The organism is Nocardioides sp. PD653-B2, assembly GCF_002117935.1.
Lineage (GTDB): Bacteria > Actinomycetota > Actinomycetes > Propionibacteriales > Nocardioidaceae > Nocardioides.
The window spans coordinates 13,390-37,185 of record NZ_BDJE01000024.1 but is presented as its reverse complement, the minus strand read 5'-3'; the positions used below and the strand labels follow the sequence as shown (position 1 = coordinate 37,185).

Below are 23,796 nucleotides of genomic sequence, written 5' to 3'. Positions count from 1 at the left end.
GAATCGCCTGCTTCCGGGGTTATGGCACGTGTCACAGCGGTCCGTACCGGCCGCGGTTCGTGCCTAGGGTGGGGGAGATGCGGCTGATTCGGGCAGGTCTGCTCTCCGCGCTGGGCTTGGTGATCGCCGCCCAGGGCGCCGTCCTGGGTGCCGCTCCGGTGAGCGCGGCGCAGCCCGGGACAGCCTCGCCGGACCGGGTGATCGCGCCGATCGCCGCGATCCCGGCCGACTCCGTGGTCGACAGCTACGGCGTGGGCATCCACCTGAACTTCCTCGACACGCCGTACGCCGACGCCGACGCCGTCGCCCAGAAGCTCGACGAGCTCGGGGTGCGACACGTGCGCGACGACCTCTTCCTGAACTCGCCGCGGCAGTACGCCGCGATCAGGACCGTCGCCCAGCGGGGCATCGCCTTCGACCTCATCATGGGCCGACCCGACTCCGGGTCCACGCCCGCCGACTACGTGGACACGGTCGCGACCCAGCTGCCCGCCGGCTCCGTGGAGAGCCTGGAGGGCGCCAACGAGTGGGACCTCTTCAGCCGTGCCGACGCCGCCGACTGGGTGCCCCAGGTGAAGAGCTGGCAGGAGCAGCTCTACACCGCGGCGAAGGCGAACCCGGCGACCGCCGACCTGCCGGTGCTGTCGCCGGCGCTCGCCTTCAAGCAGAACTACGCGGCGGCCGGGGACCTCTCGGAGAACGCCGACCTCGCCAACGCGCACATGTACCCCGGCGGCTACCGGCCCTCCAACCAGATCAAGCAGATCACCGATGCCCTCCGCACGTCGGTCCCCGACAAGCCCCTGGTCACCACCGAGGCGGGCTACCACAACGCGCTCGGCACCGACAACGGTCACCGCGCGGTCCCCGAGGACGTCGCCGGGACCTACCTGCCGCGGCTGCTGCTCGAGCACGTGCTGCGCGGCCACCAGCGCATGTACAGCTACGAGCTGATCGACGAGTTCGACGACCCCGACCTGACCGACCCCGAGGCCCACTTCGGGCTGCTGCGCCGCGACCTCACCCCCAAGCCTGCCTACACGGCGATGCAGAACCTGCTGGGGCTGCTCGCCGACCCCGGCAGCTCGTCGTTCGAGCCCGGCTCGCTGGCCATCGAGGCCGACGGGCTGCCGGCGGGCGAGGCGCGCTACGTGCTCACCCAGAAGCGCGACGGCCAGTTCGTGCTGCTGCTCTGGCGCGACGTTTCCGTCTGGGACCCGGTCGAGCAGGAGCGGGTGGACGTCACCCAGGCCGACGTGACCCTGAGGCTCGGGCAGAGCCAGGACCTCGCGCTGTACCGGCCGTCCGACGGCGTCGCCCCCGAGCACGAGACCACCGCTGACTCCTTGTCGCTGCAGCTCGGCGGCGAGGTCGTCGCGGTCACGATCGGGCCCCCGAGTCCGCCGACCGCGCCGGACCCCACGCACGTCGCCGCGACTCCGGGCAACGCGAGCGCCACCGTGACCTGGGACCTGCCGGAGACCACCGCCGAGGTGACCGGCTTCGAGATCAGCCGCAGCCCCGGCGAGGAGACGGACGTCGTGCCGGCGGACGCCCGTTCGTTCCGGGCGACCGGACTCGCCAACGGCACCAGCTACGTCTTCACCGTCCGCGCGATGACCGCCGACGGGTCGTCGGGCACGGTCTCCGCGCCGGCGGTGGTGCCGGCCACCGTGCCGCTGCCGCCGCGGATCGGGTCAGCGAAGGCCGGCAGGCGCAGCATCACCGTCACCTGGTCGAAGCCCGACGGGCGCGGCAGCGCGATCACCGGCTACCGCCTGGTGTGCAAGGGCAGGGTGCTCGACCTCGGCCCCGGCAAGCGCAAGGCCACCATCTCCGGGCTGCCGGCGGGCAAGCGTCTCCGGGTCGGCATCCGGGCCGAGAACGGCGTCGGCTGGAGCGCCACGGCGCACACGAAGTACGTCCGGACGCGGCGCTGACCAGAGGGGTCAGTCGCCTTCCCAGTGCCGGCCGGAGAAGGTCAGGCCGGTGCCGGCCACCGGCCGGTAGTAGAAGGGGCAGTACGGCGCCTCCGGGCGGAAGCCGCCGTCGCCACCGACGACCCGGGCACGCTTGTGCCAGATGAAGTTGAAGTTCGTGTTCCAGTCCTTCACCAGGCCAGGCCCCTCGGCGCGGAGGACCAGCTCGTCGCCGCTGATGCCGGACGACGTCCAGTTGCTCGATCCGGTGAAGACGTACGACGAGGATCGGTCCTCGCCGTACCAGCCGGAGATCGTCAGGTACTTCTGGTGGCTGTACATGTCGACCTGGTGGAGCACGTCGCAGTCGGTGTTGTAGCCGTCGGCCCGGCGCGGGACCAGGCCGTGCCGGGTGGGCCGGTCGAACATGCGCTTCATCTCGGCGCCTCCGAGGGCCCACATCACCTTCACGTCACAGCCCCGGGCGTAGAGGTGGCGCAGCCGGCGGGCGAGGAACGTGCCACGCTCGCCGGCCCACGAGTGCATCGAGACCCGGATCTTGGTGCGGCCGTCCGTGCCGGTGCCGCCGCGCGCGCCCCAGCACCTCACGTCGTCCAGGATGTTCATGACCGGGTCGTTGGCCGCGGAGTTGTGGGGGTGCGGCATCACCCAGAGCTGGTAGTTGTCCAGGGTCTTGTGCTCGAAGAGCGGCCGGGCCTTCTTGTCCTTCTTCAGCTCGCGGAAGAGCCGGAGGAACGTCTGGTGCAGGGACGGCGAGCCCTTCTTCACCAGCAGGTCGTTGAACTGGTGGGCGGCGGCGTTGAGGGTGAGGTTGGCCGAGCCGGTCATCACGACGTCGCGGGCGCCGCCGGTGTGCTCGAAGAGGTAGATCTTGTCGTGCAGGACGCCCTGGACGCTGCGGCAGCCGGTCTTGCAGGTGTAGTCCCAGCTCTTCTTGCCGCGGTGGGTGCCGAGCGCCTTCTTCAGCATCCTCATCGCGGGCGTGTACTGGTGGTCGTTGTGCAGCACCTGCACGTGCACCCCGCGCCGGTACGCGGCGATCAGGGCCTTCGCGACGTTGACCCGGTCGAAGGAGTAGACCGCGATCCGGATGTGCGAGCCCCGCCGAGCGTGCTCGATGGCGGCCATGATCTGCCGCTCGATCTGGAACTTCGCGCGCCGGTCACCCCACGGGTTGTTGAAGAACCCGCCGTTGGTCGGCGCCCACGGCGCCGCCTCCACCTGCTGGGCCTGGGCGTGGCCCTGGCCCTGGCCGTGCTTCGGGTCGGCCGACGCCGGCGCACCGCCCAGCAGCGACCCGGTCAGCGCGCCGACCAGCAGCAGGGCGCACGCCAGCAACAGGGGGGTTCTCCGCACTCGCCAGAAGGTACCAACAGTCACTCTGGTCACACGGGCACCACGCCCGACGGGTCAGTCGTTCTCCCAGTACCGCCCGGAGAAGGTCGGGTCGGTGGTCGTGGTGGCGGGCACCCGGCGCTCGGTGGCGCCGGCCCGGGCGGAGGTGCAGGTCGGGGGCGTGGGACGGAAGCCCCCGGAGCCGCCGACCGGCCGGGACCGGTGCTCCCAGATGTAGGTGAAGTTCGTGTTCCAGCGCTTGACGAGGTTCGCCCCGGTGGCGCGCAGGATCATCTCGTCGCCGCTGATGCCCGAGAAGGTCCAGTTGCTCGAGCCGGTGAAGACGAACGACGCCGAGCGGTCGTCGCCGTAGTGGCCGGAGATCGTCATGTACTTCTGGTGGCTGTACATGTCGACCTCGTGCAGCTCGTCGCAGTCGGTGTTGTAGCCGTTGGCGTGGCGGGGCACCTGGCCCCGGGGGGTGGAGGCGCCGATCGTCTTCTTCATCGTGGAGCCGGCCAGGGCCCACATGACCTTGACGTCGCAGCCGTCGGCGTAGAGCTGCCGCAGCTTGCGGGCGATGTAGGTGCCGCGGTCGCCGGCCCACGAGTGCATCGAGACGCGGATCTTGGTGCGCCCGTGGGTCCCCGTGCCGCCGTTCGCCCCCTGGCACCTCACCTGCCGCAGGATGCGCATCAGCGGGTCGTTCGCCGAGGTCGTGCGCGGGTGCGGCATCACCCAGAGCTGGTAGTTGGCGAGCACCTTGTGCTCGTAGAGCGGCTTGGCCGGCTTGTCCTTCTTCAGCTCCCAGAAGAGCTGCAGCATCATCGAGTGCAGGTTCGGCGCGTCCTTCTTGACCAGCAGGTCGTTGAACTGGTGGACCGTCGCGTTGCGGGTCAGGTTGTGCGACCCGGTCATCACGACGTCGCGGGCGCCGCCGGTGTGCTCGAAGAGGTAGATCTTGTCGTGCAGGACGCCCTGGACGCTGCGGCAGCCGGTCTTGCAGGTGTAGTCCCAGCTCTTCTTGCCGCGGTTGGTGCCGAGCGCCTTCTTCAGCATCTTCATCGCCTGGGTGTACTGGTGGTCGTTGTGCAGCACCTGCACGTAGACGCCGCGTTGGTGCGCCTTGATCAGGGCCTTGGCGACGTTGACCCGGTCGAAGGAGTAGACCGCGATCCGGATGTGCGACTTCGGCTTGGCGTGCCGGATCGCCGCGACGATCTGGCGCTCGATGCGGTACTGGGAGTCCGTGTCGCCCCACGGGTTGTTGAAGAAGCCGCCGGCGGCGGGCTCCCACGGCTTCTTCGCCACGACCTCCGCCGCTCGCGCCGCGGCAGGCACCGTCGCCGGCACGGCCAGCAGCGACCCGGTCAGCGCCATCGCAACAGCAAGGACCACACCCGAGAATCTCGGCTTCACACCCACACCCTTCGTCCCCCACGCGACCAAAGCGTCGACGGTAACAAACGGTGGGACAGGCTCCGAACTCGTCAGCGGTCGGCGGCGAGTGGCGCGTGCGCGGCCGCGGCGGCCTCCGCCTCGGCCTCGGCCTGCGGGCCGGGTACGACGTGGGTCTTCGCGCGGACCACCGGGACGAACACCGCGACCAGCGCGGCGAGCGCGGAGGTCACGACCAGGACGCCGAAGCCGTGGGTGTAGCCCGCCTCGACCGGGAACCCGTCGGGGCGCGCGCCGGCGGTGACGACGCTCGCCAGGACGGCGCCACCGAGGGCACCGCCGACCGTGCGGATGTTGGCGTTCATGCCGCTGGCCACGCCGGTCTGGGTCTGCGGGACGGCGTCGACGACCAGGTTCGACATCGCCGCGAACGCGAGTCCGAAGGCCAGGCCGAGCACCGTCGTCTCGACCACGATCTGCCACAGCTGGTCGTGCACGAGGGTCAGGCCGAGGGTGCCGAGCGCCGTGAGGGTGGCGCCGACGACCAGCACCGCCTTCGAGCCGTAGCGGGCCGCGAGCCGGCCGGAGAACACGCCGGCGACGAACGTGGCCGCGGTCTGGGGCAGGAGCAGCAGGCCGGACTCGGTGACCGAGACGCCGAACCCGTAGCCGGTGAGCTGGGGCGTCTGCAGGAACTGCGGCAGGAACGCGAACATCGAGTACATGCCCATGCCGAAAAGCAGGGCCACCAGGTTGACCGTCCACACGGTCGGGATGCGCATCATCTTCATGTCGATGAGCGGCATCGCGCTGCGCGACTCGGCGATCACCCAGGTCGGCAGGAGCACGGCGGCGGCGACGAACAGTCCGATCACGCGACCGGAGCTCCAGCCCCAGCTGTGCCCCTGGCTCACGGCCAGCAGGAGGGCGACGAGCCACGCCGAGAGCAGGACGGCGGTGCCGACGTTGATCCGGCCCGGCGTGCGCTCCGGAGACTCGGGCACGAACACGGCGGCGGCGATCGCGGCGATGAGCGTCATCACCATCGGGATCCAGAAGAGCCAGTGGTAGCTCAACGCGTCGACGACCGGACCGGCGATGACCAGCCCGACGCCACCACCCACGGCCAGCAGCGCGGCCGACGTACCGACGGCTCCGGCGACCTTGTCGCGCGGGAACTCGTCGCGGATGATGCCGAAGGTCAGCGGCAGCACGCCGCCGCCGATGCCCTGGATCGCGCGGGCCACGACGAGCACCCAGATGCTGGGTGCGACGGCCGCGAGCAGTGAGCCGACGGCGAGCGCGGCGAGCGCGAAGACCAGCATCCGCTCCTTGCCGACCTTGTCGCCGACCCGGCCGATGATCGGGGTGAAGACCGAGGCGGAGAGCAGGTACGCCGTGAGCACCCAGGTGACCGTGGCCTGGTCGGTGTCGAGCGCGGCCTCGATCGTGGGCAGCACCGGGTTGACCATCGACTGCAGGAGGGAGAACGACGAGACGCCCACACAGAGCACGAGGAAGGTCACCCGGTAGTCGGTCCTGCGGTCGGTGCGTGCCACGCGTGCTCCCTGGGGTGAGTGTGCAGTCTGGATCGTCTCCCCGGGCGCGGCCGCACTCCGGGTACAGCCGCAACCTCGCGACCAGTCGGTTGATTCCGTCAACCACCTGAGACGTCTGTCACGCGGAGTGATGCACGAGAAACCCGCAGTGGTTGCGGCCCGCAGGCCGCCGACGTGCCCCACGTGGCTCGCCGAGTCGGCGCCAGTTTCCTCCCCCGCTGGCGCTCCTCCGGAAACTGGCGCCGACTCGGCTCTGTCGCGTGCTTGCCGTTCCTCGGATCTGCTCGACGCCTACGCTGAGCGGATCATGCTCTGCCACCACTTCGAGGCCGGCCGCTGCCGGTCGTGCAGCGAGCTCGGCATGCCCTACGACGTGCAGCTGGCGAGCAAGCAGCGCGGTGTCGAGGCACTGCTCGGTGACCACGCCGGGCTGGCCTGGGCGCCGCCGGTCGCCAGCCCGCAGCTGGGTTTCAGGAACAAGGCCAAGATGGTCGTCACCGGGACGGTGGCGGAGCCGACGCTGGGCATCCTCCGCGTCGGCAGCGGGGGCCCGGGTGGCGGCGTCGACCTGCGCGACTGCCCCCTGCACACGCCCGGGATCCAGACCGCGCTGCCGGTGCTGGCCGGCTTCGTGACCAGCGCCGGGCTGACGCCGTACGACGTGCCTGCGCGGCGGGGCGAGCTGAAGCACCTCCTGGTGACGGAGTCTCCGGACGGCGAGCTGATGGTCCGGTTCGTGCTGCGCTCGCAGGAGCCGGTGACGCGGATCCGGAAGCACCTGCCGGCCCTGCTGGCCGAGCTGCCGCAGGTCGTCGTGGCGTCGGTCAACCTCCAGCCCGAGCACAAGGCGGTCCTGGAGGGGGAGCACGAGATCCTGCTCACCGACCGGGAGACGCTGCGGATGCGGGTCAACGGCATCGACCTGCACCTGCGCCCGGCGAGCTTCTTCCAGACCAACACCGCGATGGCCGCCGAGCTCTACCGCCTGGGCCGAGCGTGGGTCGGCGAGGTCGGGCCGGTGTCGGTGTGGGACCTCTACTGCGGGGTCGGCGGCTTCGCGCTGCACCTGGTCTCCGCCGGCGCGGCCACCGAGGTCGTGGGCATCGAGATCAGCCGCGAGGCGATCGCGAGCGCCGAGCAGAGCCGCGCCGAGGCCGGGCTGGCCGGGGTGCGGTTCGTGGCGGGCGACGCCACGGCGTACGCGCTCGGCAGCGACGCGGCACCGGACCTGGTCGTCGTGAACCCGCCGCGCCGCGGGATCGGGCCCGAGCTCAGCGGCTGGCTCGAGGGCAGCGGGGTCGGCCACGTCCTCTACTCGAGCTGCAACGCCCAGACGCTCGCGCGCGACCTGGCCGCGATGCCGTCGCTGCGGCCGGTGCGGGGGAGGCTGCTCGACATGTTCCCGAACACCACCCACTACGAGGTGCTGACCTTGCTGGAGCGGTCGTGAGCGACCCGAGGTCGCTCCTCGAGCAGGAGCGCCGTCGTACGACGGACCGGCTCGCCGCCCTGCGCGACGAGCACCGCGGCTTCGTCGACGCGTCCCGCGACACCAACGCCGACGACGAGCACGACCCGGAGGGCGCGACGATCGCCTTCGAACGCGAGCAGGTCGGGGCCCTGGTGCGGCTGGCCGAGGAGCACCTGCGCGAGGTCGACGCCGCCCTGGCGCGGGTGGACGACGGGACGTACGGCGTGTGCACCGTCTGCGGCCGGCCGATCCCGGCGGAGCGGCTCGAGGTGCGCCCGACCGCCCTCACCTGCGTCGCGCACTGAGACCTCGGGCGCTCGCGCCGTGATGGAATGAGTGTCCCCGGAGCCGGGCACAATGGGGGCATGCGTCAGCACCTGGTCCTCCCCGCTCTCGCCGCCGTCGCCGCGCTGGCCCTCACCGCCGCGCCCGCGGTCGCGGCGCCACCGACCGAGCGGACCATCCGGGACGCCGCGGAGCCCGGGAAGGCCTACGACATCCTCACGGTGACGATGAAGTCCGCGGTGAGCGCCGGGCGCAAGGCCCAGGTCACCGTCGAGCACGCCCGCCGAGTGCGGGTCGGCGACGGCATCGACCTCTGGATCGACACCGACGACGACCGTCAGCCCGACCTCTACCTCACCGGCTACGCCTTCTCCGAGTACGCGGTCTACAAGGCGCGCGGCTGGGAGGGACACGGCCGGGACATCAGCGACCGCGGCTGCGCGTCCCTGAAGATGCGCGGCACCAAGTCGATCGTGCGGGTGGACCCGAGCTGTCTGGCGCCCTCCACGCGGTTCGCGATCTCGGTGCGGTCCTTCGTGCAGGACCGCCCGGCCGCGAGCGCCGACCACGTCCCGGGCCCGGAGCGGCTGAGCAAGAAGGTGCTGTCCTACCAGCCCTTGTGAGGCGTGCCAGACTCGCGCCCATGGAGCAGCGAACCCTGGTGGGAAGCGGTAGGGGGAGGACCGGCCGCGAGGTCTCGGTCGTCGGTCTCGGGACCTGGCAGCTGGGTGCCGACTGGGGTGACGTGTCGGAGGCCGACGCGCTCGCCGTGCTGGAGGCCTCGGTCGAGGCCGGGGTGACGGTCTTCGACACCGCCGACGTCTACGGCGACGGCCGCAGCGAGCAGGTGATCGGCACCTTCTCGAAGAGCCACGGCGACATCATGGTCGCGACCAAGATGGGCCGCCGGGTCGACCAGGTGCCCGACAACTACACGCTCGACAACTTCCGCGCCTGGACCGACCGGTCGCGGCGCAACCTCGGGGTCGACACGCTCGACCTGGTGCAGCTGCACTGCCCGCCGAGCGCGGTCATCGAGTCGGACGCGACGTACGACGCCCTCGACACGCTGGTCGCCGACGGGGCGATCACGGCGTACGGCGTGAGCGTCGAGACGGCCGACCAGGCCCTGGCGGCGATCGCGCGGCCCGGCGTCGCGTCGATCCAGATCATCCTCAACGCCTTCCGGCTCAAGCCGCTCGACGCGGTGCTGCCCGCCGCCCGGGAGGCCGGCGTCGGCATCATCGCGCGGGTGCCGCTCGCCTCGGGCCTGCTCTCCGGGAGGTACGACGCGAGCACGACCTTCGCGGCCGACGACCACCGGACCTACAACCGCGACGGGAGCGCGTTCGACGTGGGCGAGACGTTCTCCGGCGTGGACTACGAGGCGGGCGTGCGCGCGGCGCAGGAGTTCACGACGCTCGTCGCCGACCTCGGCATCACGCCGGCCCAGGCTGCGATCGCCTGGATCGTGCAGCAGCCGGGCGTCTCGACGGTGATCCCGGGTGCGCGCAACGCCGACCAGGCCCGCGCCAACGCGGCGGCCGGGGAGGTCGGTGCGTTGCCGCAGGACGTGCTCGACGGCGTCACCCGCATCTACGACACGTACTTCCGTGAGGCGATCCACGGCCGCTGGTAGGGCCGGGTTCGGCCGCCTGCCCGCCTCAGAGCCGGTCGAGCATCTTCGCCTTGGCGGTGGCGAACTCCTCGTCGGTGATCACGCCGGTGCTGTGCAGCCGGCCCAGGCGCTCGAGCTCCTCGAGGGTCTCGAGCGACTTCGCCATCTCGGGGGTGGGCAGGTCCTCCTCGGGCGGGGCCGCCGCGACGCCGGCGCGGAGCGCCTCGACGAAGTCGAGGAGGTCCTTCCTCGGGACCCGCGAGAACTGCAGGTCCTCGCCCGGCGTGGTGACGGTGAGGTAGCCCGTGAGCTTGCCGGACTGCTCGCGGACCGCCACGATCCGGCCCAGCGGCACGGTGCGGAACGCCTCGGCGTCACCCTGGAGCCGGACGACGAAGCTGTCGGCGGTCAGCTCCAACCGGGTCGGGCGACCGCCGATCGAGCCGGTCGCCGTACGCAGGGCAGGGTCGGTGGCCATGTCGCGAGCCTAGCCCCGTCGCGAGCCGTGGCTCAGCCGCAGTTGTCGCAGACCCCGGTGGGCGGGATCGCCATGAAGCAGGTCGGGCAGACCGTGGGCGGGGCCTCCTCGCGAGCGCGCTTGCGCTCCCGGGTGATCCGCTGGGCGAGCTTGGGGGAGAGCGCGGCGTTGCCGCCGTCCTCGGGCATCTTCGCGCCGGCCCAGCGGTAGCACTCCATCCGCGCAGCGGCGGCGTGCTTCTCGCGCTCGTTGGGGTCGGAGATCGCGGGCACGCCCATCAGACGGAGCACCTCGTCGTAGTCGTCGCCGACGGTGCCCTGGACGCGGTGCACGACCAGGGAGGTCAGGGCCGGCTCGCCCTTGACCGCGTTGACCGCCGCGACCTGGTTGAGGACCCGGCCGATCCAGTAGTGCGCGTTGGTGCTCGTGTAGATCCCGCTGGCCTTCTGCACGGCGTTCGCGAGGTCGGTGTGGTCGATCAGCATGTGGTAGGTCCCGGCGACTCCCGCGAGGATCTGCCGGGCCTCCTCGGCCCAGGCGTCCTCGGCCTCGCCGGCGGTGATCGCCAGGGGCTCCACGGTGGGCTCGACCTCGGCGGCGACCTCGTCGGCCACGGTCTCGTCGTCGACGTCGTCGAACTCGTCGACCACCAGCTCGTTCTCGGCTCCGGTGGCCACCTCGGTGTCCGTCGTGCGCCAGTAGGTCATCCGCCCGACAGCCATCAGCTTTCCCATCCCGGTCCGGGCTCCGGCCGCACGTGGTCGTGCGGCACCTCGCCCGTGGTCCTGTTTCGAGAATAGTCCGGTGACACCCGGCCCGACGATTCCTGACGAGATCGGACTACGCTGGCACCGATGAGCGACGAGGACTACTGCGAGCTGTGCGACCTGCCCAAGTCCACGTGCATCCACGGGCGGCCCCCGCCGCCCCCGGCGCCCCCGGCCCGGGTCGCGCCGGTGAAGCGGACCACGCGCAAGAGCACCACGACGGCGCCGGCCCGGGCCGTCGTTCGTCGCTGGACACCGGTCGACGTCTTCCGGCCGGAGATCGTGGCGGTGCTCCAGGAGGCCGGCGGCGAGCTCGACGCGGACGACCTCTTCCTCGCGCTCGAGACGCGGATGGAGGAGCGGCTGACCGACGCCGACCGCGAGAAGACGCCCGAGGGCGAGCTGCGCTGGCGCTTCGCCGCGCGCCGGGCCCGCCAGGCACTGGTCGCCGACGGCGAGATGTCTCGGGGTCGCCCGGGCGTGTGGGCACTCACCGACGGGGACTGACGTGGACGAGCTGAACGTCCTCGGCGGGCCGCTGGAGCCCTGCGGCACCGACCCGATGACCGGCTTCCGCCGGGACGGGAGCTGTTCGTGCGGTCCCGAGGACGTCGGCCTGCACGCGGTCTGCGCGGTGATGACCGAGGAGTTCCTCGAGCACCAGCGCTCGGTCGGCAACGACCTGTCCACGCCCCGCCCGGAGTGGCGCTTCGTCGGGCTGCACCCCGGCGACCGGTGGTGTGTGGTCGCCGCCCGGTGGCTCCAGGCGTACGACGCCGGCGCGGCCGCCCCGGTCGTGCTCGCCGCCACCAACGAACGAGCCCTGGAGCTGGTCCCGATCGAGCGGCTGATCGAGCACTCGGTCGACGTCCCGGGCGACGCCAGCTCGCTGACCTGAGCCCGTCGAGACGCCGGCACACGTCGACGTCTAGCTGAGCAGGCTCGACTTCGGCCGAAATGCGCGCACGCGGCGCCGCGCAGGCCCTACCCTTCGATGCGGCCCAACATTTCCGCGTGAGGACAACTGTCATGACCGAGAGCACCGAGCCCGTTTCGCCGACCCAGCCCGCCGAGGCGGTCCCGCCGCCGTACGGTGCCGCTCCCACGGGGATGGTGGCCCCCGCTGCCGCCGCGGCTGCTCCTTACGGCTACCAGGCCGGCGCGGCGCCGATCGGCAAGATCCGCAGCACCGGCACCTGCATCCTGCTCACCGTCGTCACGCTCGGCTTCTACACCTGGTACTGGTACTACAAGACCCACGAGGAGATGAAGGCCCACAGCGGCCAGGGCGTGGGCGGTCCGATCGCGCTGCTGCTCGCTGCCCTCGTCGGCATCGTGATGCCGTTCATCACCCCCAACGAGGTGGGTGGCCTCTACGAGCGTCGCGGCCAGAAGCGCCCGGTGAGCGCGTCGACCGGCCTCTGGTACCTGCTGCTCGGCTGGTTCTTCTTCGTGGGCGCGATCGTGTGGTTCGTGAAGACGAACGGTGCGCTGAACGACTACTGGCGCTCGGTCGGCGCGACGGAGGACTGAGCCTGTCGTGGCCGCTGATCGGTGAGGACGCCGATCTCGTCACCGAGGCGGGCACCACGCAGCAGCTCGAGGTCGTCGCCGGACCAGAACTTGCCGGGGTCGTAGTAGTTGGTCGGGCGCTTGCCGTCGAGCAGGCCCATCGCGGCGTACGTCGCGGCGACCACCTCGGCGCAGTAGGTGAGCTCGGCCGGTGCGGCGTGCCGGATCCGGCCCTTCGCCCAGCGCCCGATCAGCGCGGCCGTCGTGGGGAAGGGCGTGCCGTCGAGGCGGGCGATGGTCTGGAGGATGGCGTCCTCCATCGTCGGGGTGACCACGGTGTCGAGCTGGCGCAGCCAGGCGCGCTGCTCGTAACGGCCGGTCCACTGCTCGACGGCGCCGCGCAGGTCGTGCAGCTGGACGCCGCGGTGGTGGCTGTTGGTCCACACGTCGACGAGGCCCTTGCCGAGCTCGGCGTGCCACATCAGCGGCGGCAGGTCGTCGAGGACGACGGCCATCCCGACGTGGTTGACGGGCGCGTTGGTCAGGACCCGGATAGCGTGGTCGGCGGTCGAGTTCCCGCGGAACAGCCACAGGTCGCCGGTGCGGGTCAGGTCGACCGCCTCGTCGAGTGTGAGCGTCATGGAAGGAGTCCTCGTGAAGGTCTGGAAGTGGCTCGGGCTCGCGGGGGTGGCCGGAGTGGCCGCCACAGGAGCCATCATCGCGCGTGACCAGCGTCAGCGCGCGCAGCTCACGCCGGAAGAGGTCCGTGACCGGCTCCGGGACCGCCTCGACGGTGGTGCGGTCAGTCGGGACGACGGCAGCTCCGCACCAGGTGGACCACGCCGCTGACGACGCCGATCGCCGAGCCGACGATGCCGAGCCCGAGCACGAGGTGGGCGACCAGGCCCCAGCCGGACCAGTCGTCGGCGGTGTCGAACGGGAACACCTGCCAGAAGCGTGAGACCACGACGATCCCGATCGCCGACGTGACGATCTCGCCGATGGCGCGCAGCCAGCGCGGGTCCCAGGCCACGTAGAGGGCGTTCGCGGCCAGGTGGACCACGATCGAGAGGTTCATCAGCCCGATGACCCGCTCGAAGTCGGGGGTCAGGAACGGCAGCAGGTCCCAGCCGGGCCACCGGTTCAGGAGGTAGAGGAAGAGCGCGTCGACGACGACGGTGCCGACGTACCCCGAGCGTCGGGCAGGCGCCGACGGTCGGCGACGGGTGTCGGCCGTGGTGGTCATGGGGTGCTCACGGGACCGGTGTGGCGATCGGGTGCTCGGCCCGGACGCTGCCCGGGTCGGCGCCGCCGAGGTCGAGACGGAACGGCGGGTACTCGTCGGTCATCAGCGCGGCGTACGCCGCGACCCGGAAGACCCAGCGGTTGAGGCCGATGACCAGCGGGAAGACATCGGCGAGGTAGTGGCCGGTGAACAGCAGCACCACGGCGGCCACCAGGACGAGGAAGCCGATCAGCCCGCTGCCGCCCCAGCCGCCGGCAGCGTGGGCGCCGCCGCTGAAGATGCCGACCACGATGTACTGCGGGATCGCGAGCAGCCACCACTTGACCAGCACCAGCCCGCGCGACAGGTGCTCGGGGTAGTCGACCTCGAGGTGGGCGGGGTAGTCGTCCTTCTCGGCGAGGGCGAACGGCGGGTAGCGGTCGGTGCCCAGTGCGCCGTACGTGTAGTAGCCCACCCGCCAGCTCCACCGGAGGACGCCGACGTTGAAGTCGAAGATCCCGCGCGGGTAGCGACCGGTGAACAGGATCGCGAAGAACGCGATCACGGTGAGGACCACGAACGCGATCCAGAGGAAGACGAGAATGATGCAGTGGGGGATCGCCAACAGCCACTTCACCAGCCACAACCAGCGACTGAGCGGCTCCTCGAGCTCGGCGTCGAGGCGGACCGGGTAGACGGCGGTGCTCATGACGCCACCGTCTCGCCGCGGTTGCGCGGGGCACAGGGCCAAGGGTCAACCCGGGCACGGACCTTCGCCCCGATCTGGTCACCGAGGTTGCATCTGCGCGCGGAGTCTGCACACGGTGGAGCGATGGTGATCCCCTGCCGGGCCCTCCTGCCCGTGCTCGCCGCCGTGGTCGCGAGCGCGGTGGTCTCGTGCGGATCCGCGGCCGTGCCGTCGGCCGACGTGGGTGGCAGGGCGGCTCCGAAGCCGCCGCCGAAGCCGACCTTCACCGTCTCCTCGCCCACCGACCCCGGCCGCCGGCTGCAGACCCTCCCGACCTCCCGGGCGTCGGCCGGGTCGACGGTCGACGTCGTCCTCCACCCCGAGCAGACCCGGCAGGTCTGGTGGGGCACCGGCGCGGCCCTGACGGATGCGTCCGTCGAGCTGCTCGACGGCCGGCCCGGCTTCGTGCGCACGCTCTTCGACCCGAAGGCCGCCCGGGGTGCCCGGCTGAACATGCTCCGTCTGCCGCTCTCGGCGACCGACTTCTCGCCGCGGATGTGGAGCTGGTCGTGGGACGGCCGGACCGCGACGCCGAGCCCCGAGGCCCGGCGCGCGCTCGACCTCGTGACCTCCGACGTACTGCCCCTGCGCCCCGGCCTCCGGGTCGTGGGCGCCGCCTGGTCGGCGCCCGCCGCGATGAAGACCAGCGGCACCCTGCGCGGTGGCGCGCTCGCCGACGACGAGGTGGGCGCGTACGGCGACCTGCTCGTCGCTCAGGCGCAGTGGCTGGAGCGGCACGGCGTGCCGCTCTGGGCGACCTCCCTCGGCAACGAGCCCGGGCACAGCTCCGACTACCCGACGATGACGATGACCGACGCGCAGATGGCCACCCTCGCCAGCTCCGTCGGGCCGCGGCTCGACGCCCTCGGCACCCGGCTCTGGGCGATCGACCACAACTGGGACGACCGCGACCGGGTGGACGCCGTCCTCGCCGAATCGGACGGCTTCGACGGGGCGGCGTTCCACTGCTACGCGGGCCACCCCGACCAGATGGCCGGTCTTGCCCTGCCCCGGATGATCACCGAGTGCACCGGCACCGTCGACGACGCGACCGGCACCTTCGGCTGGGACGCCGAGAACCTGGTCGCCGACGCGATCCGCGCCGGCTCGTCCGGGCTGATGATGTGGAACCTCGCCCTCGACGCCGAGCACGGCCCGGCCGACACCGGGTCCCGTGGCGGCTGCAAGCTGTGTCGCGGGGTGGTGACCGTGACGCCGTCCGGGATGATCCGCGAGCCCGAGTTCTTCACGCTCGCCCACCTCTCCCGCGCGGCCGCCCCGGGCGCCCGCGTGATCGACGCCGAGGCGCCGGAGTGGCTCAGCGTCGCGGCCTTCCGCAACCCCGACGACACCGTCGGCGTCTTCGGGCAGAACCGCTCCGGCTCCGAGCAGACCGTGCGGATCGCGATCGGCGACGGCGGCGGGCGGCGCTACGTCGTACGTCCGGGGGAGATGTTCAGCTATCGGGCGCCGGTGCCGTCCGGGTGAGCGGGTCGTCCGCCTCAGGGCAGCGTATAGACGCGTGAGAGGCGGACGACTCGCTCAGCTCGTGGCAGCCCGGACGCGGTCGGCGATCTCGGTGAGCCTGCCGCGGTAGCCGCCCTCGCCCGGCATGAATCCCGCTCCGAGCCGTCGCATGAGTGCTACCAGGTCCGCTTCGGACATGTGCGAGGCGAGGACGTCGTCGATCTCGGACGGCAACGCGGCGGCGAGGTCGGGCTCGTCCCTGGCGAAGTCATCGACGCCGGCCATGAGGTCCGGGTAGACGAGCGACTGATCCTGGTTCAGGTAGGCGCCGATGAGGTGCTCGAGCGCCGATTCGTCAGGCATCTGCTCTCCTCAGAGATCCGGGAAGGCGGTCAATAGGCGCCATCCAAGCGGCATCGACGAGTCCTTCACGAGGACGAGGCGGACCTTGGTGCTGGAGACGATCTCGCCAGTATCGCGGACGAGGATCCGTCCGATGTCGTAGCCGACATCCGCGAAGAACGGCTTCTTGAAGCGTCCGGAGGCCATCCAGTTGTCGATGGCACCCCGGTTTCGCGAGATCGCATCCTCGATGGCTCGCTCCGCCTCTCGTTCCGATCGGAAGGTCGAGGCAGCAGGCGGCCCGCTCTCGTTGGCCAGTCTCTCGCGCAGCTGCTGGTCGCTCCTGCCGATGTGGTCCCTCCGCGTGTGACTGCCGGAGTGCTCGTGCGAGCGCAACCACCGCCGCGGGAAGCCGTACTCCCGCCCCAGGCGCAGACTTCCCCGCTCCGTCATCGCCGTACGCCGAGCAGCGACCAACCGCGACAGGTACGACCGCGAGTCACGCAGCGTCGCGGACACCGGCCGGAGACCCGCGGACGTGCTGCCGTTGAGGACCCGCAGCGCGTCGACGATGACCTTCAGGTCGCGGGAGACGGCGGCGATGCGGCCACCGGCGGCGGCGGTGCCGGCGCCTGCGGCGAGCCCGCCGGAGAGGAGCGACAGCGCGCCGGTGACGAGGGCGCCGACGCCCAGCTCGATGCCGAGCTGCTCGAGCAGGTCGAGCATCTCGGCGCGCTTGGCGTCGACCTGGTCGGCGTAGGCCTCGCAGGACGTGGCGATCGTGGCCAGCTGGTCGGCGACCACGTCGATCCGGACGCGGAGGTCCTGGGTGGTCGCGACGGCGAGCGGGATCTCGGGGGAGAGCTCGCCCTCGAAGCCCTCGAGCGCCGTGCGGCAGTGCGCCGTGAGGATCGAGACGGAGGTCGCGGCCGACCGCCAGGAGGCAGCGGCGTCGCGCAGGCGGTCGGTGTCGGCGTCCGGCCAGAAGACGCCCTCGAGGAAGTCGAGGACGACCGACGCCCACCCGGGCAGCGACGAGGAGTCCGCGCCGAGCGAGGAGGGCGGGGTGCCGACGAGCAGGCCCACGCTGTCGTCGGCGCGGCTGGGCGGAGCGTCCGGGCGGTAGGCCGCGCCGACGACCGACTCCGCATCGGCCGCGAGGTGGTTGGCCAGCGACGCCTCGGCGAGATGACCGAGCGAGCCGAGCCCGCCGACCAGACCGGCGAGCGCCGAGACGGCCTCCGCGGCCGCCTCGTCGTACGACGCGGCGAAGTCGGTCGCGGTCGCGTCGTCGCCCGCCATGCCGGCGTACGCCGGCAGCCGGTTGCAGAGCGTCTCGCAGGCCCGGGCGGCCAGCAGGTTGCCCGAGACGAACGCCTCGACGGCCGAGGAGTAGCCCTCGCCGCGGATCGCGACCCTCATCGGACCTGCTCCCACATCCGCAGGTTGGTGGCGACCGCGTCGCCGTAGTTGCCGTGCGCGAGGTCCGCGGCCGCCCGCATCGACGCGAGCGCCGAGCGCATCTCGCGGAAGCCGGCCTCCCACTCCGCCTGCGCGGCAGCCTGGGCGGCGGCGGCCTCGCCGGACCATGTTTCGTGGAGCGCCGCGACGCGGGCGGCGACGTCGCTGAGCAGGACGTCGAGCGCCGCGCCGGCGCGCGCCATCTCGTCGATCGAGCGCATCAGCTCGTCGAGGTCGACCGCGAAGGCGGAGGACATCAGCCCAGCCTCGCCGTGAGACGAGCGAGCGAGTCGGCCGAGGAGGTGTCGCTCTGCGCCAGGTCGGCATGTGCCGCGTCGAGCAGCCGACCCATCGTGTCGAGGCCGGCGAGCACGCGGGCCGCGGCCTGTTTCCAGTCGTCCCAGCCGGCGGCGTACGCCGTGGCGGCGGCGCCGCGCCAGCCCGTGTCGAGGAGGCCGTCGACCTCCTGCGCGACCCGTTCGCGGTCGTCACGGAGCCGATCGGCAGCGGCGTGGACGTCCGCGACGGCCGCGCGGAAGGCGGTGTGGTCGAGGGTGATCATGCCGGGAGGATTCCCGGCTCACCGCACGTCCGACACCGCCGATCCGCGGCCTGTGGAAAACCTACGGAAGCGGGTCGACCTCGTCGTACCCACCGACAGCGGCGCCGAGCAGCCCCAGGTGGTGGTTGCCGTCGCCGAAGAGGTGGTCGAGCGCGGTGAGCCGGCTGGTGTAGCTGCCGATGCTGTACTCCGCGGTCATGCCGATGCCGCCGTGCAGCTGGATGGCCTCCTGGCCGATGTGCCGGCCCGCGCGGCTGACGCCCAGCGACGCGCGCGAGGCGGCGACCGAGGCCTCCTCACCCGACGCTCCGGCCAGCACCATCGTCGCCCAGACGGCGAGGCTGCGCGCCAGCTCGAGCGAGACGTACATGTCGGCCGCGCGGAAGGTCAGCGCCTGGAAGGTGTTCAGCGTGACGCCGAACTGCTTGCGGCTCTTGAGGTACGCCGAGGTCTGCTCGAGCGCCACCTCCATCAGCCCGACTGCCTCGTTGCAGGCGGTGATCCGGGCGATGTCGAGCACCCGCGCGATGAGGCCGGCGCGGTCGTCGGGGCTGCCCAGGGGGGACGCCGCGGCGCCGTCGAAGGCCACCTTGGCGGCGCGGCCCCCGTCGTGGGTCGGGTAGCCGGTGCGGGTGACGCCGTCGGCGTCACCCGGCACCAGGAAGAGGCCGGTGCCGCCGTCGGGGAGCGCCGCGCTGACGACCAGCACGTCGGCGCGCGCGCCGTGGGGGACCGGCTCCTTGACGCCGCTCAGCGCCCAGCTGTCACCGTCCTGCGTCGCGGTGACGCCGGCGGCCGTGGGCTGCCAGCGCGACCCGGGCTCGGCGTGCGCGAACGTCGGGACCATCGAGCCCTCGGTCAGGGCGCCGAGCAGCTCGGACTTCTGCTCCTCGGTGCCGGCCGCGGCGATGATGCCGCCGGCCAGGACCACGGAGGTCAGGAACGGCTCGGGCGCGAGCACCCGGCCGAACTCCTGGGCCACGATGCCGACCTCGATCGCCCCGGCGCCCATGCCGCCGTACTCCTCGGGGAAGGGCAGCCCGAGGATGCCCATCTCGGCCAGCCTGGCCCACAGCTTCTCGTCGAACCCGGGGTCCTCGGCGACGGCCTTGCGCCGGTTCTCGAAGTCGGAGTAGGCCTTGCCGACCAGGCCGCGGACGGCCTCGCGCAGCGCCTGCTGCTCCTCGTCGTAGGTGAAGTCCATCTGTGCTCTCCTCCCAGAGAAGTGTCAGAGTCCCAGGATGGTGCGGGCGATGATCTGTCGCTGCACCTCGTTGGAGCCGCCGTAGATGGAGGCCTTGCGGAAGTTCAGGTAGACCGGCGTGGCGTGCCGCGCCCAGAAGGGCAGGTCGGACTCGTCGCCCGCGCCGCTCGCGATCGAGGCCGGCCCGGCGAGGTCGACGACCAGCTCGGTGACCGCCTGTTGCAGCTCGGTCCCCTTGAGCTTGAGCACCGACGAGGCCGGGTGCGGCTTCCCGTCGGCGGAGTTGGCGACCACCCGCAGGGCGGTGAGCTCGAGGGCGAGCAGCTCGTTCTCCAGCTCGGCGATCCGGGTCGAGACCAGCGGGTCGTCCAGGAGGGTCGCCCCCTCCTCGGCAGAGCCGACCGAGACCGATCCGGCCCACTCCTTGGCCTGGGCGAGCACCCGCTTCGTGGCGCCGACCGGCGCGACGCCCACCCGTTCGTTGCCGAGCAGGAACTTGGCGTAGTCCCACGCCTTGTTCTCCTCGCCGACGAGGTTCTCGACCGGGACGCGCACGTCCTCGAACCACACCTCGTTGACCTCGTGGCCGCCGTCGATCAGCTCGATCGGCCGGACCTCGACGCCGGGCGTGGTCATGTCGATGAGCAGCAGCGAGATGCCCGCCTGCTTCTTCACGTCGGGGTTGGTGCGCACCAGCGTGAAGATCCAGTCGCCGTACTGCCCGAGCGTGGTCCACGTCTTCTGGCCGTTGACGACGTAGTGGTCACCGTCCAGGACGGCGGAGGTGCGCAGCGACGCGAGGTCGGAGCCGGCGTCGGGCTCGGAGAAGCCCTGCGCCCACCAGATGTCGAGGTTCGCGGTCGGCGGGAGGAACTTCTCCTTCATCTCCTGCGTCGCGAACTGCGCGATCACCGGGCCGATCATCGAGGCGTTGAACGCCAGTGGCACCGGGACGTAGGCGCGCTGCATCTCCTCGTGCCAGATGTGGCGGCGCAGCGGCGACCAGTCCTGGCCGCCCCACTCCGTGGGCCAGTTCGGTACGGCGAGCCCGGCCTCGTTGAGGATCCGCATGCTCTCGACGATCTGGTCCTTGGTGAGCTCGCGGCGGTCCGCGACCGCGTCACGGATCTCCTGCGGGATCTTCGTGGTGAAGAACGTCCGCATCTCGTCGCGGAACTCGGCGTCCTCCGCCGACAGCGCCAGCTGCATGAGTACCTCCCTGGTGGTGACCTCGCCGACACGTTACTGGCAAGTACGCCGGATGCGGGAGCGGGGCCCGTCTGGCGGCGTCGGCATACTGGACGACGATGACCGACGACTCCGCCGAAGACCCCCCACGCCTCGAGATCGACTGGCTGCGCGTCGTCGCCGGCGCGCTCGCGGCGGTCGCCTCCGCGGTCCTGCTCTCGACCCTGGGAGCCGCCGGGACGATCATCGGCGCCGCCCTCGGCAGCGTCGTCGTCACGGTCTCGAGCGCCTACCTCAGCCAGGGCCTCGCGACCTCCCGGCGCACGCTGGCGAAGGCGCAGGCCGCCGCGCGCGACAAGGTCGGCATCGCCCAGGCGGAGGTACGCCGGGCCGGCCGCGCCGACGACACCCGGGTCCAGGACAGCCACCTCGAGCACGCCGACGAGCGACTCGCCGAGGCCCACGAGGAGCTCGACGCGATGGCGGAGGAGACCGCGCCGGCGCCGTGGAGGCAGCGGCTCGTCGCCCTGCCCTGGAAGCGGGTCGCCCTCGCGGCCGCGGCGCTCTTCGTGATCGCGATCCTGGCGATCACGGCCTTCGAGCTGATCGCCGGGCGCAGCGTGTCGTCGATCACCGGCGGATCGTCGAAGAACGAGCGCAGCACCCTCGGCGACGTCGGCGGGGGATCGGGCAAGGACGACCAGCAGAAGCAGCCCGACGACCAGTCCAGCCCGTCGCCGTCGCCCAGTGAGTCGCCCGAGCCGACCGAGACGCCGACCGAGACGCCGAGCGAGACCCCGACGCCGTCGGAGACGACGACCCCGTCACCCACCGAGTCCGCGACCCCGAGCGAAACCGCCGGTCCGACCCCGACGGAGCCATCTCCGTCGTAGGCTTCTCCTGACGTCTCGGAGAGAAGGAACAGCCGTGGGTGCACGCGGGGGGAGCAGGATGCGTCGGGCTGTCGTGGCCGGCGCCGGTGTGGCCGTGGCCGCGCTGCTGCCGCTCGCCCCGGCGCACGCCGACTCGACGGTCGTCGTGCACGGCCTGGCCTTCCCCAGCGGCCGCGCGGCCCAGCTCTCGTTCGTCGGCTGCCAGAACCCGTACGACCGGGCGGACGAGGCTCTGGAGCCCTACATCGGCATCGGTCCCGGGCAGGCACCGGCGGGTCAGCGCAGCCTGGGCTACGACCTCGCCGGGGGCAACGCGATCGGCTCGCTCCACTACGTCGACTCGATGGCGGCCACCACGGTCGCCGGCCTGTCCGTCACCGCCCCCGAGGGTGCCTCCGGCGTCGCGTACGCCGGCTACCAGGAGCCCGCCGACCGCGGCACCGGCCTCGTCTGGTTCGGCCGTGCCGACCTCGCCGCCGCGCCGGGCGGCTGGCAGCGGGTCGAGGCCGCCGGGCTGACCTACACCTGGACCAAGTTCGACATGCTCGCCCAGAAGGAGGCGGGGGAGAAGGAGGCGGGGGAGCAGCAGGACGCCGCCGCGATCCCCGCCTTCCTCGCGGCGCACGGGGGCGACGGGCCGGGGTTCTTCACGATCGGCTTCGGCTGCGACGGGCGCCCCTTCAACATGGACGCCTGGCAGGTCGGCAGCCCGGGCGCGGTCACGACCTACGACCTCGAGGGGTTGACGACGAGCACCTCGATCAGCGGACCGGACGGCGCCATCGACGTCGGCGACTCGGTGACCCTCCGCGGCTCGGTCACGGACAGCTCGTGCGCCCCGGTCCCCGGCGCGCGCCTGGTGCTCGAGACCCAGGGCCCGAACGGCGGCTGGTCCTTCGTCGACGGGGCCAGTGTCGACACATCCAGCGGCGACGGCCCGACCCTGGCGGTCGCCCCGGAGTCGACCACGACGTACCGCTGGCACTTCGTCGACCGGCCGCTCGCGGAGGGCAGCGTGTCCGCGCCGTTCACCGTCCAGGTGCGCGAGCCGCGGCCGAGCGAGGGCCCCGCGCCCACGAGCACCGCCCCGGAGCGGCGCCACCGATAGCGGTCCCCGGCTGCCTAGCCTGATGGGGTGCGCCGATTCATCCCTTCCCCCGCCCTGATCGTGGCCTGCCTGGCACTCATGCTGGCCAGCGGCGGCGTGAGCTACGCCGCGGCCAAGATCACCACCAAGGACATCGCCGACAGTGCGATCACCGGCAAGAAGATCAAGGACGCCACCATCGGTGCCGTCGACCTCGGTCCCTCGGCCAAGGCGCTGATGGGCGTCCGTGCGTACGCGGACGTGACCGTCGACGCCGCGTTCGACGCGACCCGCACCCACGGCTTCGCGACCGTCACCCGGCCGAAGACCGGCGTCTACTGCCTCACGCTCACCGACCCGGCGATCGACCCGGCGACGACGTCCCCGGTGGTCGGCGTCGACTGGGACAACTCCTCGGGTGCCAACCTGGCGGCCTACCTGAGCAAGTCCGCCCACCAGTGCCCCGAGGGCACCGACATCGGGGTGCGGACGTTCAGCTTCGTGGCCGGCGCCAACAACAAGCCGTCCAACGCGGTCTCGTTCACGATCCTGGTGCCCTGACCCACACCCACCCATCTGTTGGGGCGGGTCGGTACGAATGAGGACGTGACCAGCGCCCGCCTGATCGAGTCGACCGTCCCGCCACGCCCCGAGGGCCTGGTGCTGGTGCTGCACGGCGGCGCGAGCCGCCCCGGCCGGACCACGGTCAGCCCGGCCCAGCTCTCGGTGCTGCGGATGGTGCCGGTCGCCCGGCGGGTCGGGCGCGCCGGGCGCGGCCGGCTCGCCGTGCTCCGGCTGCTCAACTCCCACCGCGGCTGGGACACCACGCACACCCCGGTCGACGACGTCGCCTGGGCGCTGGGGGAGCTGCGGGGACGGCTCGGACCGCTGCCCACCTGCCTGGTCGGCCACTCGCTCGGCGGCCGGGCGGCGCTGCTCGCCGGCGGCCAGGACGACGTCCGGGGCGTGGTCGCGCTCAACCCGTGGGTCTACCCCCACGACGACGCGGACCTGACCGGGCGCCGGGTGCTGATCGTGCACGGCGCCGACGACCGGGTCGCGCCGCCCGGGCGCTCCCGCGCCGTGGCCCGGACCCTCGCGCGGCGCGCCGACGTGGAGTACGTCGAGGTCGCCGGAGGCAAGCACGCCATGCTGCGCCACGGCGCTCGCTTCGAGCGGGCCGCCGCCGACTTCGCGGTCGAGACGCTGCTCGGCGACCCGAGGCATGACGGGCGCGCCGCACGCTAACGTGGCCG

The 23,796-nt window shown here is 72.0% G+C and carries 27 protein-coding genes; 13 read left to right on the top strand and 14 right to left on the bottom strand.

Annotation, left to right across the window (positions count from 1 at the left end):
* Positions 1-77: 77 nt before the first annotated feature.
* Positions 78-1,940: a fibronectin type III domain-containing protein gene (locus PD653B2_RS10640; protein ID WP_085872354.1), complete on the top strand. Its 1,863-nt coding sequence runs from the start codon at positions 78-80 to the stop codon at positions 1,938-1,940.
* A 9-nt stretch (positions 1,941-1,949) separates the two neighbouring features.
* Here the strand turns inward: PD653B2_RS10640 and PD653B2_RS10635 are convergent, their stop codons facing one another.
* The 3 genes from PD653B2_RS10635 to PD653B2_RS10625 form a co-directional block, all read right to left on the bottom strand.
* Positions 1,950-3,296 carry a phospholipase D-like domain-containing protein gene (locus tag PD653B2_RS10635; RefSeq protein ID WP_085872353.1) on the bottom strand — a complete coding sequence of 449 codons (1,347 nt, stop codon included), beginning with the start codon at positions 3,294-3,296 and terminating at the stop codon, positions 1,950-1,952.
* A 54-nt stretch (positions 3,297-3,350) separates the two neighbouring features.
* Positions 3,351-4,694, bottom strand: coding sequence for a phospholipase D-like domain-containing protein (locus PD653B2_RS10630; RefSeq protein WP_242665238.1), 1,344 nt, complete (start codon positions 4,692-4,694; stop codon positions 3,351-3,353).
* Between the two features lie 71 nt (positions 4,695-4,765).
* Positions 4,766-6,232 carry an MFS transporter gene (locus PD653B2_RS10625; RefSeq protein ID WP_085872351.1) on the bottom strand — a complete coding sequence of 489 codons (1,467 nt, stop codon included), beginning with the start codon at positions 6,230-6,232 and terminating at the stop codon, positions 4,766-4,768.
* A 307-nt stretch (positions 6,233-6,539) separates the two neighbouring features.
* On the opposite strand from PD653B2_RS10625, the gene rlmC reads away from it, so the two are divergent.
* The 4 genes from rlmC to PD653B2_RS10605 are packed head-to-tail and all read left to right on the top strand — an operon-like array spanning position 6,540 to position 9,627.
* Positions 6,540-7,682, top strand: coding sequence for a 23S rRNA (uracil(747)-C(5))-methyltransferase RlmC (gene rlmC, locus PD653B2_RS10620; RefSeq protein WP_085872350.1), 1,143 nt, complete (start codon positions 6,540-6,542; stop codon positions 7,680-7,682).
* Positions 7,679-8,008 (top strand): TraR/DksA family transcriptional regulator, encoded by a 330-nt coding sequence (locus tag PD653B2_RS10615; RefSeq protein WP_085872349.1) that lies wholly within the window; start codon positions 7,679-7,681, stop codon positions 8,006-8,008. The genes rlmC and PD653B2_RS10615 overlap by 4 nt, the downstream gene beginning before the upstream one ends.
* 60 nt (positions 8,009-8,068) lie before the next feature.
* Complete coding sequence (locus tag PD653B2_RS10610; RefSeq protein WP_085872348.1) at positions 8,069-8,611, top strand: hypothetical protein; 543 nt, start codon at positions 8,069-8,071, stop codon at positions 8,609-8,611.
* Positions 8,612-8,631: 20 nt separating this feature from the next.
* A complete protein-coding gene (locus PD653B2_RS10605; RefSeq protein ID WP_085872347.1) occupies positions 8,632-9,627 on the top strand; it encodes an aldo/keto reductase in 996 nt (331 codons plus the stop codon).
* A gap of 25 nt (positions 9,628-9,652) precedes the next feature.
* On the opposite strand, the gene PD653B2_RS10600 is transcribed toward PD653B2_RS10605, so the two are convergent.
* Together PD653B2_RS10600 and PD653B2_RS10595 are read right to left on the bottom strand one after the other, a co-directional pair.
* Positions 9,653-10,084, bottom strand: coding sequence for an SHOCT domain-containing protein (locus PD653B2_RS10600; RefSeq protein ID WP_085872346.1), 432 nt, complete (start codon positions 10,082-10,084; stop codon positions 9,653-9,655).
* 32 nt (positions 10,085-10,116) lie between these two features.
* Positions 10,117-10,806 (bottom strand): hypothetical protein, encoded by a 690-nt coding sequence (locus tag PD653B2_RS10595; protein ID WP_133058957.1) that lies wholly within the window; start codon positions 10,804-10,806, stop codon positions 10,117-10,119.
* A 132-nt stretch (positions 10,807-10,938) separates the two neighbouring features.
* Between PD653B2_RS10595 and PD653B2_RS10590 the strand changes: the two genes are divergently transcribed.
* The 3 genes from PD653B2_RS10590 to PD653B2_RS10580 all read left to right on the top strand — a co-directional run bounded on the left by PD653B2_RS10590 (position 10,939) and on the right by PD653B2_RS10580 (position 12,384).
* Entirely contained in the window at positions 10,939-11,358 is a 420-nt protein-coding gene (locus PD653B2_RS10590) for a hypothetical protein (protein WP_085872344.1), read from the top strand.
* Between the two features lies 1 nt (position 11,359).
* Positions 11,360-11,749, top strand: a complete 390-nt coding sequence (locus PD653B2_RS10585; protein WP_085872343.1) for a DUF2237 family protein — start codon at positions 11,360-11,362, stop codon at positions 11,747-11,749.
* A 131-nt stretch (positions 11,750-11,880) separates the two neighbouring features.
* Positions 11,881-12,384 carry a DUF4234 domain-containing protein gene (locus PD653B2_RS10580; protein ID WP_207559348.1) on the top strand — a complete coding sequence of 168 codons (504 nt, stop codon included), beginning with the start codon at positions 11,881-11,883 and terminating at the stop codon, positions 12,382-12,384.
* On the opposite strand, the gene PD653B2_RS10575 is transcribed toward PD653B2_RS10580, so the two are convergent.
* The 3 genes from PD653B2_RS10575 to PD653B2_RS10560 all read right to left on the bottom strand — a co-directional run bounded on the left by PD653B2_RS10575 (position 12,351) and on the right by PD653B2_RS10560 (position 14,297).
* The gene (locus tag PD653B2_RS10575; protein WP_085872342.1) at positions 12,351-13,004 is read right to left on the bottom strand and encodes a hypothetical protein; all 654 of its coding nucleotides are present in this window, start codon (positions 13,002-13,004) and stop codon (positions 12,351-12,353) included. The two genes, PD653B2_RS10580 and PD653B2_RS10575, sit on opposite strands and share 34 nt — an antisense overlap.
* Positions 13,005-13,165: 161 nt before the next feature.
* The gene (locus PD653B2_RS10565) at positions 13,166-13,609 is read right to left on the bottom strand and encodes a hypothetical protein (protein WP_085872340.1); all 444 of its coding nucleotides are present in this window, start codon (positions 13,607-13,609) and stop codon (positions 13,166-13,168) included.
* A 7-nt stretch (positions 13,610-13,616) separates the two neighbouring features.
* The gene (locus PD653B2_RS10560; protein ID WP_085872339.1) at positions 13,617-14,297 is read right to left on the bottom strand and encodes a DUF4389 domain-containing protein; all 681 of its coding nucleotides are present in this window, start codon (positions 14,295-14,297) and stop codon (positions 13,617-13,619) included.
* Positions 14,298-14,420: 123 nt separating this feature from the next.
* Here PD653B2_RS10560 and PD653B2_RS10555 point away from each other — a divergent pair, with 123 nt between their 5' ends.
* Complete coding sequence (locus tag PD653B2_RS10555; RefSeq protein ID WP_085872338.1) at positions 14,421-15,824, top strand: glycoside hydrolase family 30 protein; 1,404 nt, start codon at positions 14,421-14,423, stop codon at positions 15,822-15,824.
* Between the two features lie 54 nt (positions 15,825-15,878).
* Here PD653B2_RS10555 and PD653B2_RS10550 read toward each other — a convergent pair whose 3' ends face one another.
* The 6 genes from PD653B2_RS10550 to PD653B2_RS10525 all read right to left on the bottom strand — a co-directional run bounded on the left by PD653B2_RS10550 (position 15,879) and on the right by PD653B2_RS10525 (position 20,581).
* Entirely contained in the window at positions 15,879-16,166 is a 288-nt protein-coding gene (locus PD653B2_RS10550) for a contact-dependent growth inhibition system immunity protein (protein ID WP_085872337.1), read from the bottom strand.
* 9 nt (positions 16,167-16,175) lie between these two features.
* Positions 16,176-17,567: an RNase A-like domain-containing protein gene (locus PD653B2_RS10545; RefSeq protein WP_085872336.1), complete on the bottom strand. Its 1,392-nt coding sequence runs from the start codon at positions 17,565-17,567 to the stop codon at positions 16,176-16,178.
* Positions 17,564-17,863, bottom strand: coding sequence for a WXG100 family type VII secretion target (locus tag PD653B2_RS10540; protein WP_085872335.1), 300 nt, complete (start codon positions 17,861-17,863; stop codon positions 17,564-17,566). Before PD653B2_RS10540 ends, PD653B2_RS10545 begins: the two co-directional genes overlap by 4 nt.
* Positions 17,863-18,168, bottom strand: a complete 306-nt coding sequence (locus tag PD653B2_RS10535; protein WP_085872334.1) for a WXG100 family type VII secretion target — start codon at positions 18,166-18,168, stop codon at positions 17,863-17,865. Before PD653B2_RS10535 ends, PD653B2_RS10540 begins: the two co-directional genes overlap by 1 nt.
* 61 nt (positions 18,169-18,229) lie before the next feature.
* Complete coding sequence (locus PD653B2_RS25865; protein WP_085872333.1) at positions 18,230-19,372, bottom strand: acyl-CoA dehydrogenase family protein; 1,143 nt, start codon at positions 19,370-19,372, stop codon at positions 18,230-18,232.
* 24 nt (positions 19,373-19,396) lie between these two features.
* Positions 19,397-20,581 (bottom strand): acyl-CoA dehydrogenase family protein, encoded by a 1,185-nt coding sequence (locus PD653B2_RS10525; RefSeq protein WP_085872332.1) that lies wholly within the window; start codon positions 20,579-20,581, stop codon positions 19,397-19,399.
* 98 nt (positions 20,582-20,679) lie between these two features.
* Here PD653B2_RS10525 and PD653B2_RS10520 point away from each other — a divergent pair, with 98 nt between their 5' ends.
* Genes PD653B2_RS10520 through PD653B2_RS10505 form a run of 4 tightly spaced genes read left to right on the top strand, consistent with a single transcriptional unit; the run spans position 20,680 to position 23,788 of the window.
* A complete protein-coding gene (locus PD653B2_RS10520) occupies positions 20,680-21,453 on the top strand; it encodes a hypothetical protein (RefSeq protein ID WP_085872331.1) in 774 nt (257 codons plus the stop codon).
* A 58-nt stretch (positions 21,454-21,511) separates the two neighbouring features.
* Positions 21,512-22,561 carry a hypothetical protein gene (locus PD653B2_RS10515; protein ID WP_133058956.1) on the top strand — a complete coding sequence of 350 codons (1,050 nt, stop codon included), beginning with the start codon at positions 21,512-21,514 and terminating at the stop codon, positions 22,559-22,561.
* A 27-nt stretch (positions 22,562-22,588) separates the two neighbouring features.
* The gene (locus PD653B2_RS10510) at positions 22,589-23,101 is read left to right on the top strand and encodes a hypothetical protein (protein ID WP_133058955.1); all 513 of its coding nucleotides are present in this window, start codon (positions 22,589-22,591) and stop codon (positions 23,099-23,101) included.
* Positions 23,102-23,146: 45 nt separating this feature from the next.
* Positions 23,147-23,788, top strand: a complete 642-nt coding sequence (locus tag PD653B2_RS10505; protein WP_085872328.1) for an alpha/beta hydrolase — start codon at positions 23,147-23,149, stop codon at positions 23,786-23,788.
* Positions 23,789-23,796 lie beyond the last annotated feature (8 nt).

Excerpts from the sequence above, each read along its gene's own strand:
- PD653B2_RS10535 (WP_085872334.1), bottom strand. The coding sequence starts at position 18,168 with ATGATCACCCTCGACCACACCGCCTTCCGCGCGGCCGTCGCGGACGTC.
- PD653B2_RS10580 (WP_207559348.1), top strand. The coding sequence starts at position 11,881 with ATGACCGAGAGCACCGAGCCCGTTTCGCCGACCCAGCCCGCCGAGGCG.
- PD653B2_RS10560 (WP_085872339.1), bottom strand. The coding sequence starts at position 14,297 with ATGAGCACCGCCGTCTACCCGGTCCGCCTCGACGCCGAGCTCGAGGAG.
- PD653B2_RS10595 (WP_133058957.1), bottom strand. The coding sequence starts at position 10,806 with ATGGCTGTCGGGCGGATGACCTACTGGCGCACGACGGACACCGAGGTG.
- PD653B2_RS10555 (WP_085872338.1), top strand. The coding sequence starts at position 14,421 with ATGGTGATCCCCTGCCGGGCCCTCCTGCCCGTGCTCGCCGCCGTGGTC.
- PD653B2_RS10575 (WP_085872342.1), bottom strand. The coding sequence starts at position 13,004 with ATGACGCTCACACTCGACGAGGCGGTCGACCTGACCCGCACCGGCGAC.
- rlmC (WP_085872350.1), top strand. The coding sequence starts at position 6,540 with ATGCTCTGCCACCACTTCGAGGCCGGCCGCTGCCGGTCGTGCAGCGAG.
- PD653B2_RS10600 (WP_085872346.1), bottom strand. The coding sequence starts at position 10,084 with ATGGCCACCGACCCTGCCCTGCGTACGGCGACCGGCTCGATCGGCGGT.
- PD653B2_RS10545 (WP_085872336.1), bottom strand. The coding sequence starts at position 17,567 with ATGAGGGTCGCGATCCGCGGCGAGGGCTACTCCTCGGCCGTCGAGGCG.
- PD653B2_RS10515 (WP_133058956.1), top strand. The coding sequence starts at position 21,512 with ATGCGTCGGGCTGTCGTGGCCGGCGCCGGTGTGGCCGTGGCCGCGCTG.
- PD653B2_RS10640 (WP_085872354.1), top strand. The coding sequence starts at position 78 with ATGCGGCTGATTCGGGCAGGTCTGCTCTCCGCGCTGGGCTTGGTGATC.
- PD653B2_RS10590 (WP_085872344.1), top strand. The coding sequence starts at position 10,939 with ATGAGCGACGAGGACTACTGCGAGCTGTGCGACCTGCCCAAGTCCACG.
- PD653B2_RS10565 (WP_085872340.1), bottom strand. The coding sequence starts at position 13,609 with ATGACCACCACGGCCGACACCCGTCGCCGACCGTCGGCGCCTGCCCGA.
- PD653B2_RS10520 (WP_085872331.1), top strand. The coding sequence starts at position 20,680 with ATGACCGACGACTCCGCCGAAGACCCCCCACGCCTCGAGATCGACTGG.
- PD653B2_RS10610 (WP_085872348.1), top strand. The coding sequence starts at position 8,069 with ATGCGTCAGCACCTGGTCCTCCCCGCTCTCGCCGCCGTCGCCGCGCTG.
- PD653B2_RS10525 (WP_085872332.1), bottom strand. The coding sequence starts at position 20,581 with ATGCAGCTGGCGCTGTCGGCGGAGGACGCCGAGTTCCGCGACGAGATG.
- PD653B2_RS25865 (WP_085872333.1), bottom strand. The coding sequence starts at position 19,372 with ATGGACTTCACCTACGACGAGGAGCAGCAGGCGCTGCGCGAGGCCGTC.
- PD653B2_RS10540 (WP_085872335.1), bottom strand. The coding sequence starts at position 17,863 with ATGTCCTCCGCCTTCGCGGTCGACCTCGACGAGCTGATGCGCTCGATC.
- PD653B2_RS10550 (WP_085872337.1), bottom strand. The coding sequence starts at position 16,166 with ATGCCTGACGAATCGGCGCTCGAGCACCTCATCGGCGCCTACCTGAAC.
- PD653B2_RS10605 (WP_085872347.1), top strand. The coding sequence starts at position 8,632 with ATGGAGCAGCGAACCCTGGTGGGAAGCGGTAGGGGGAGGACCGGCCGC.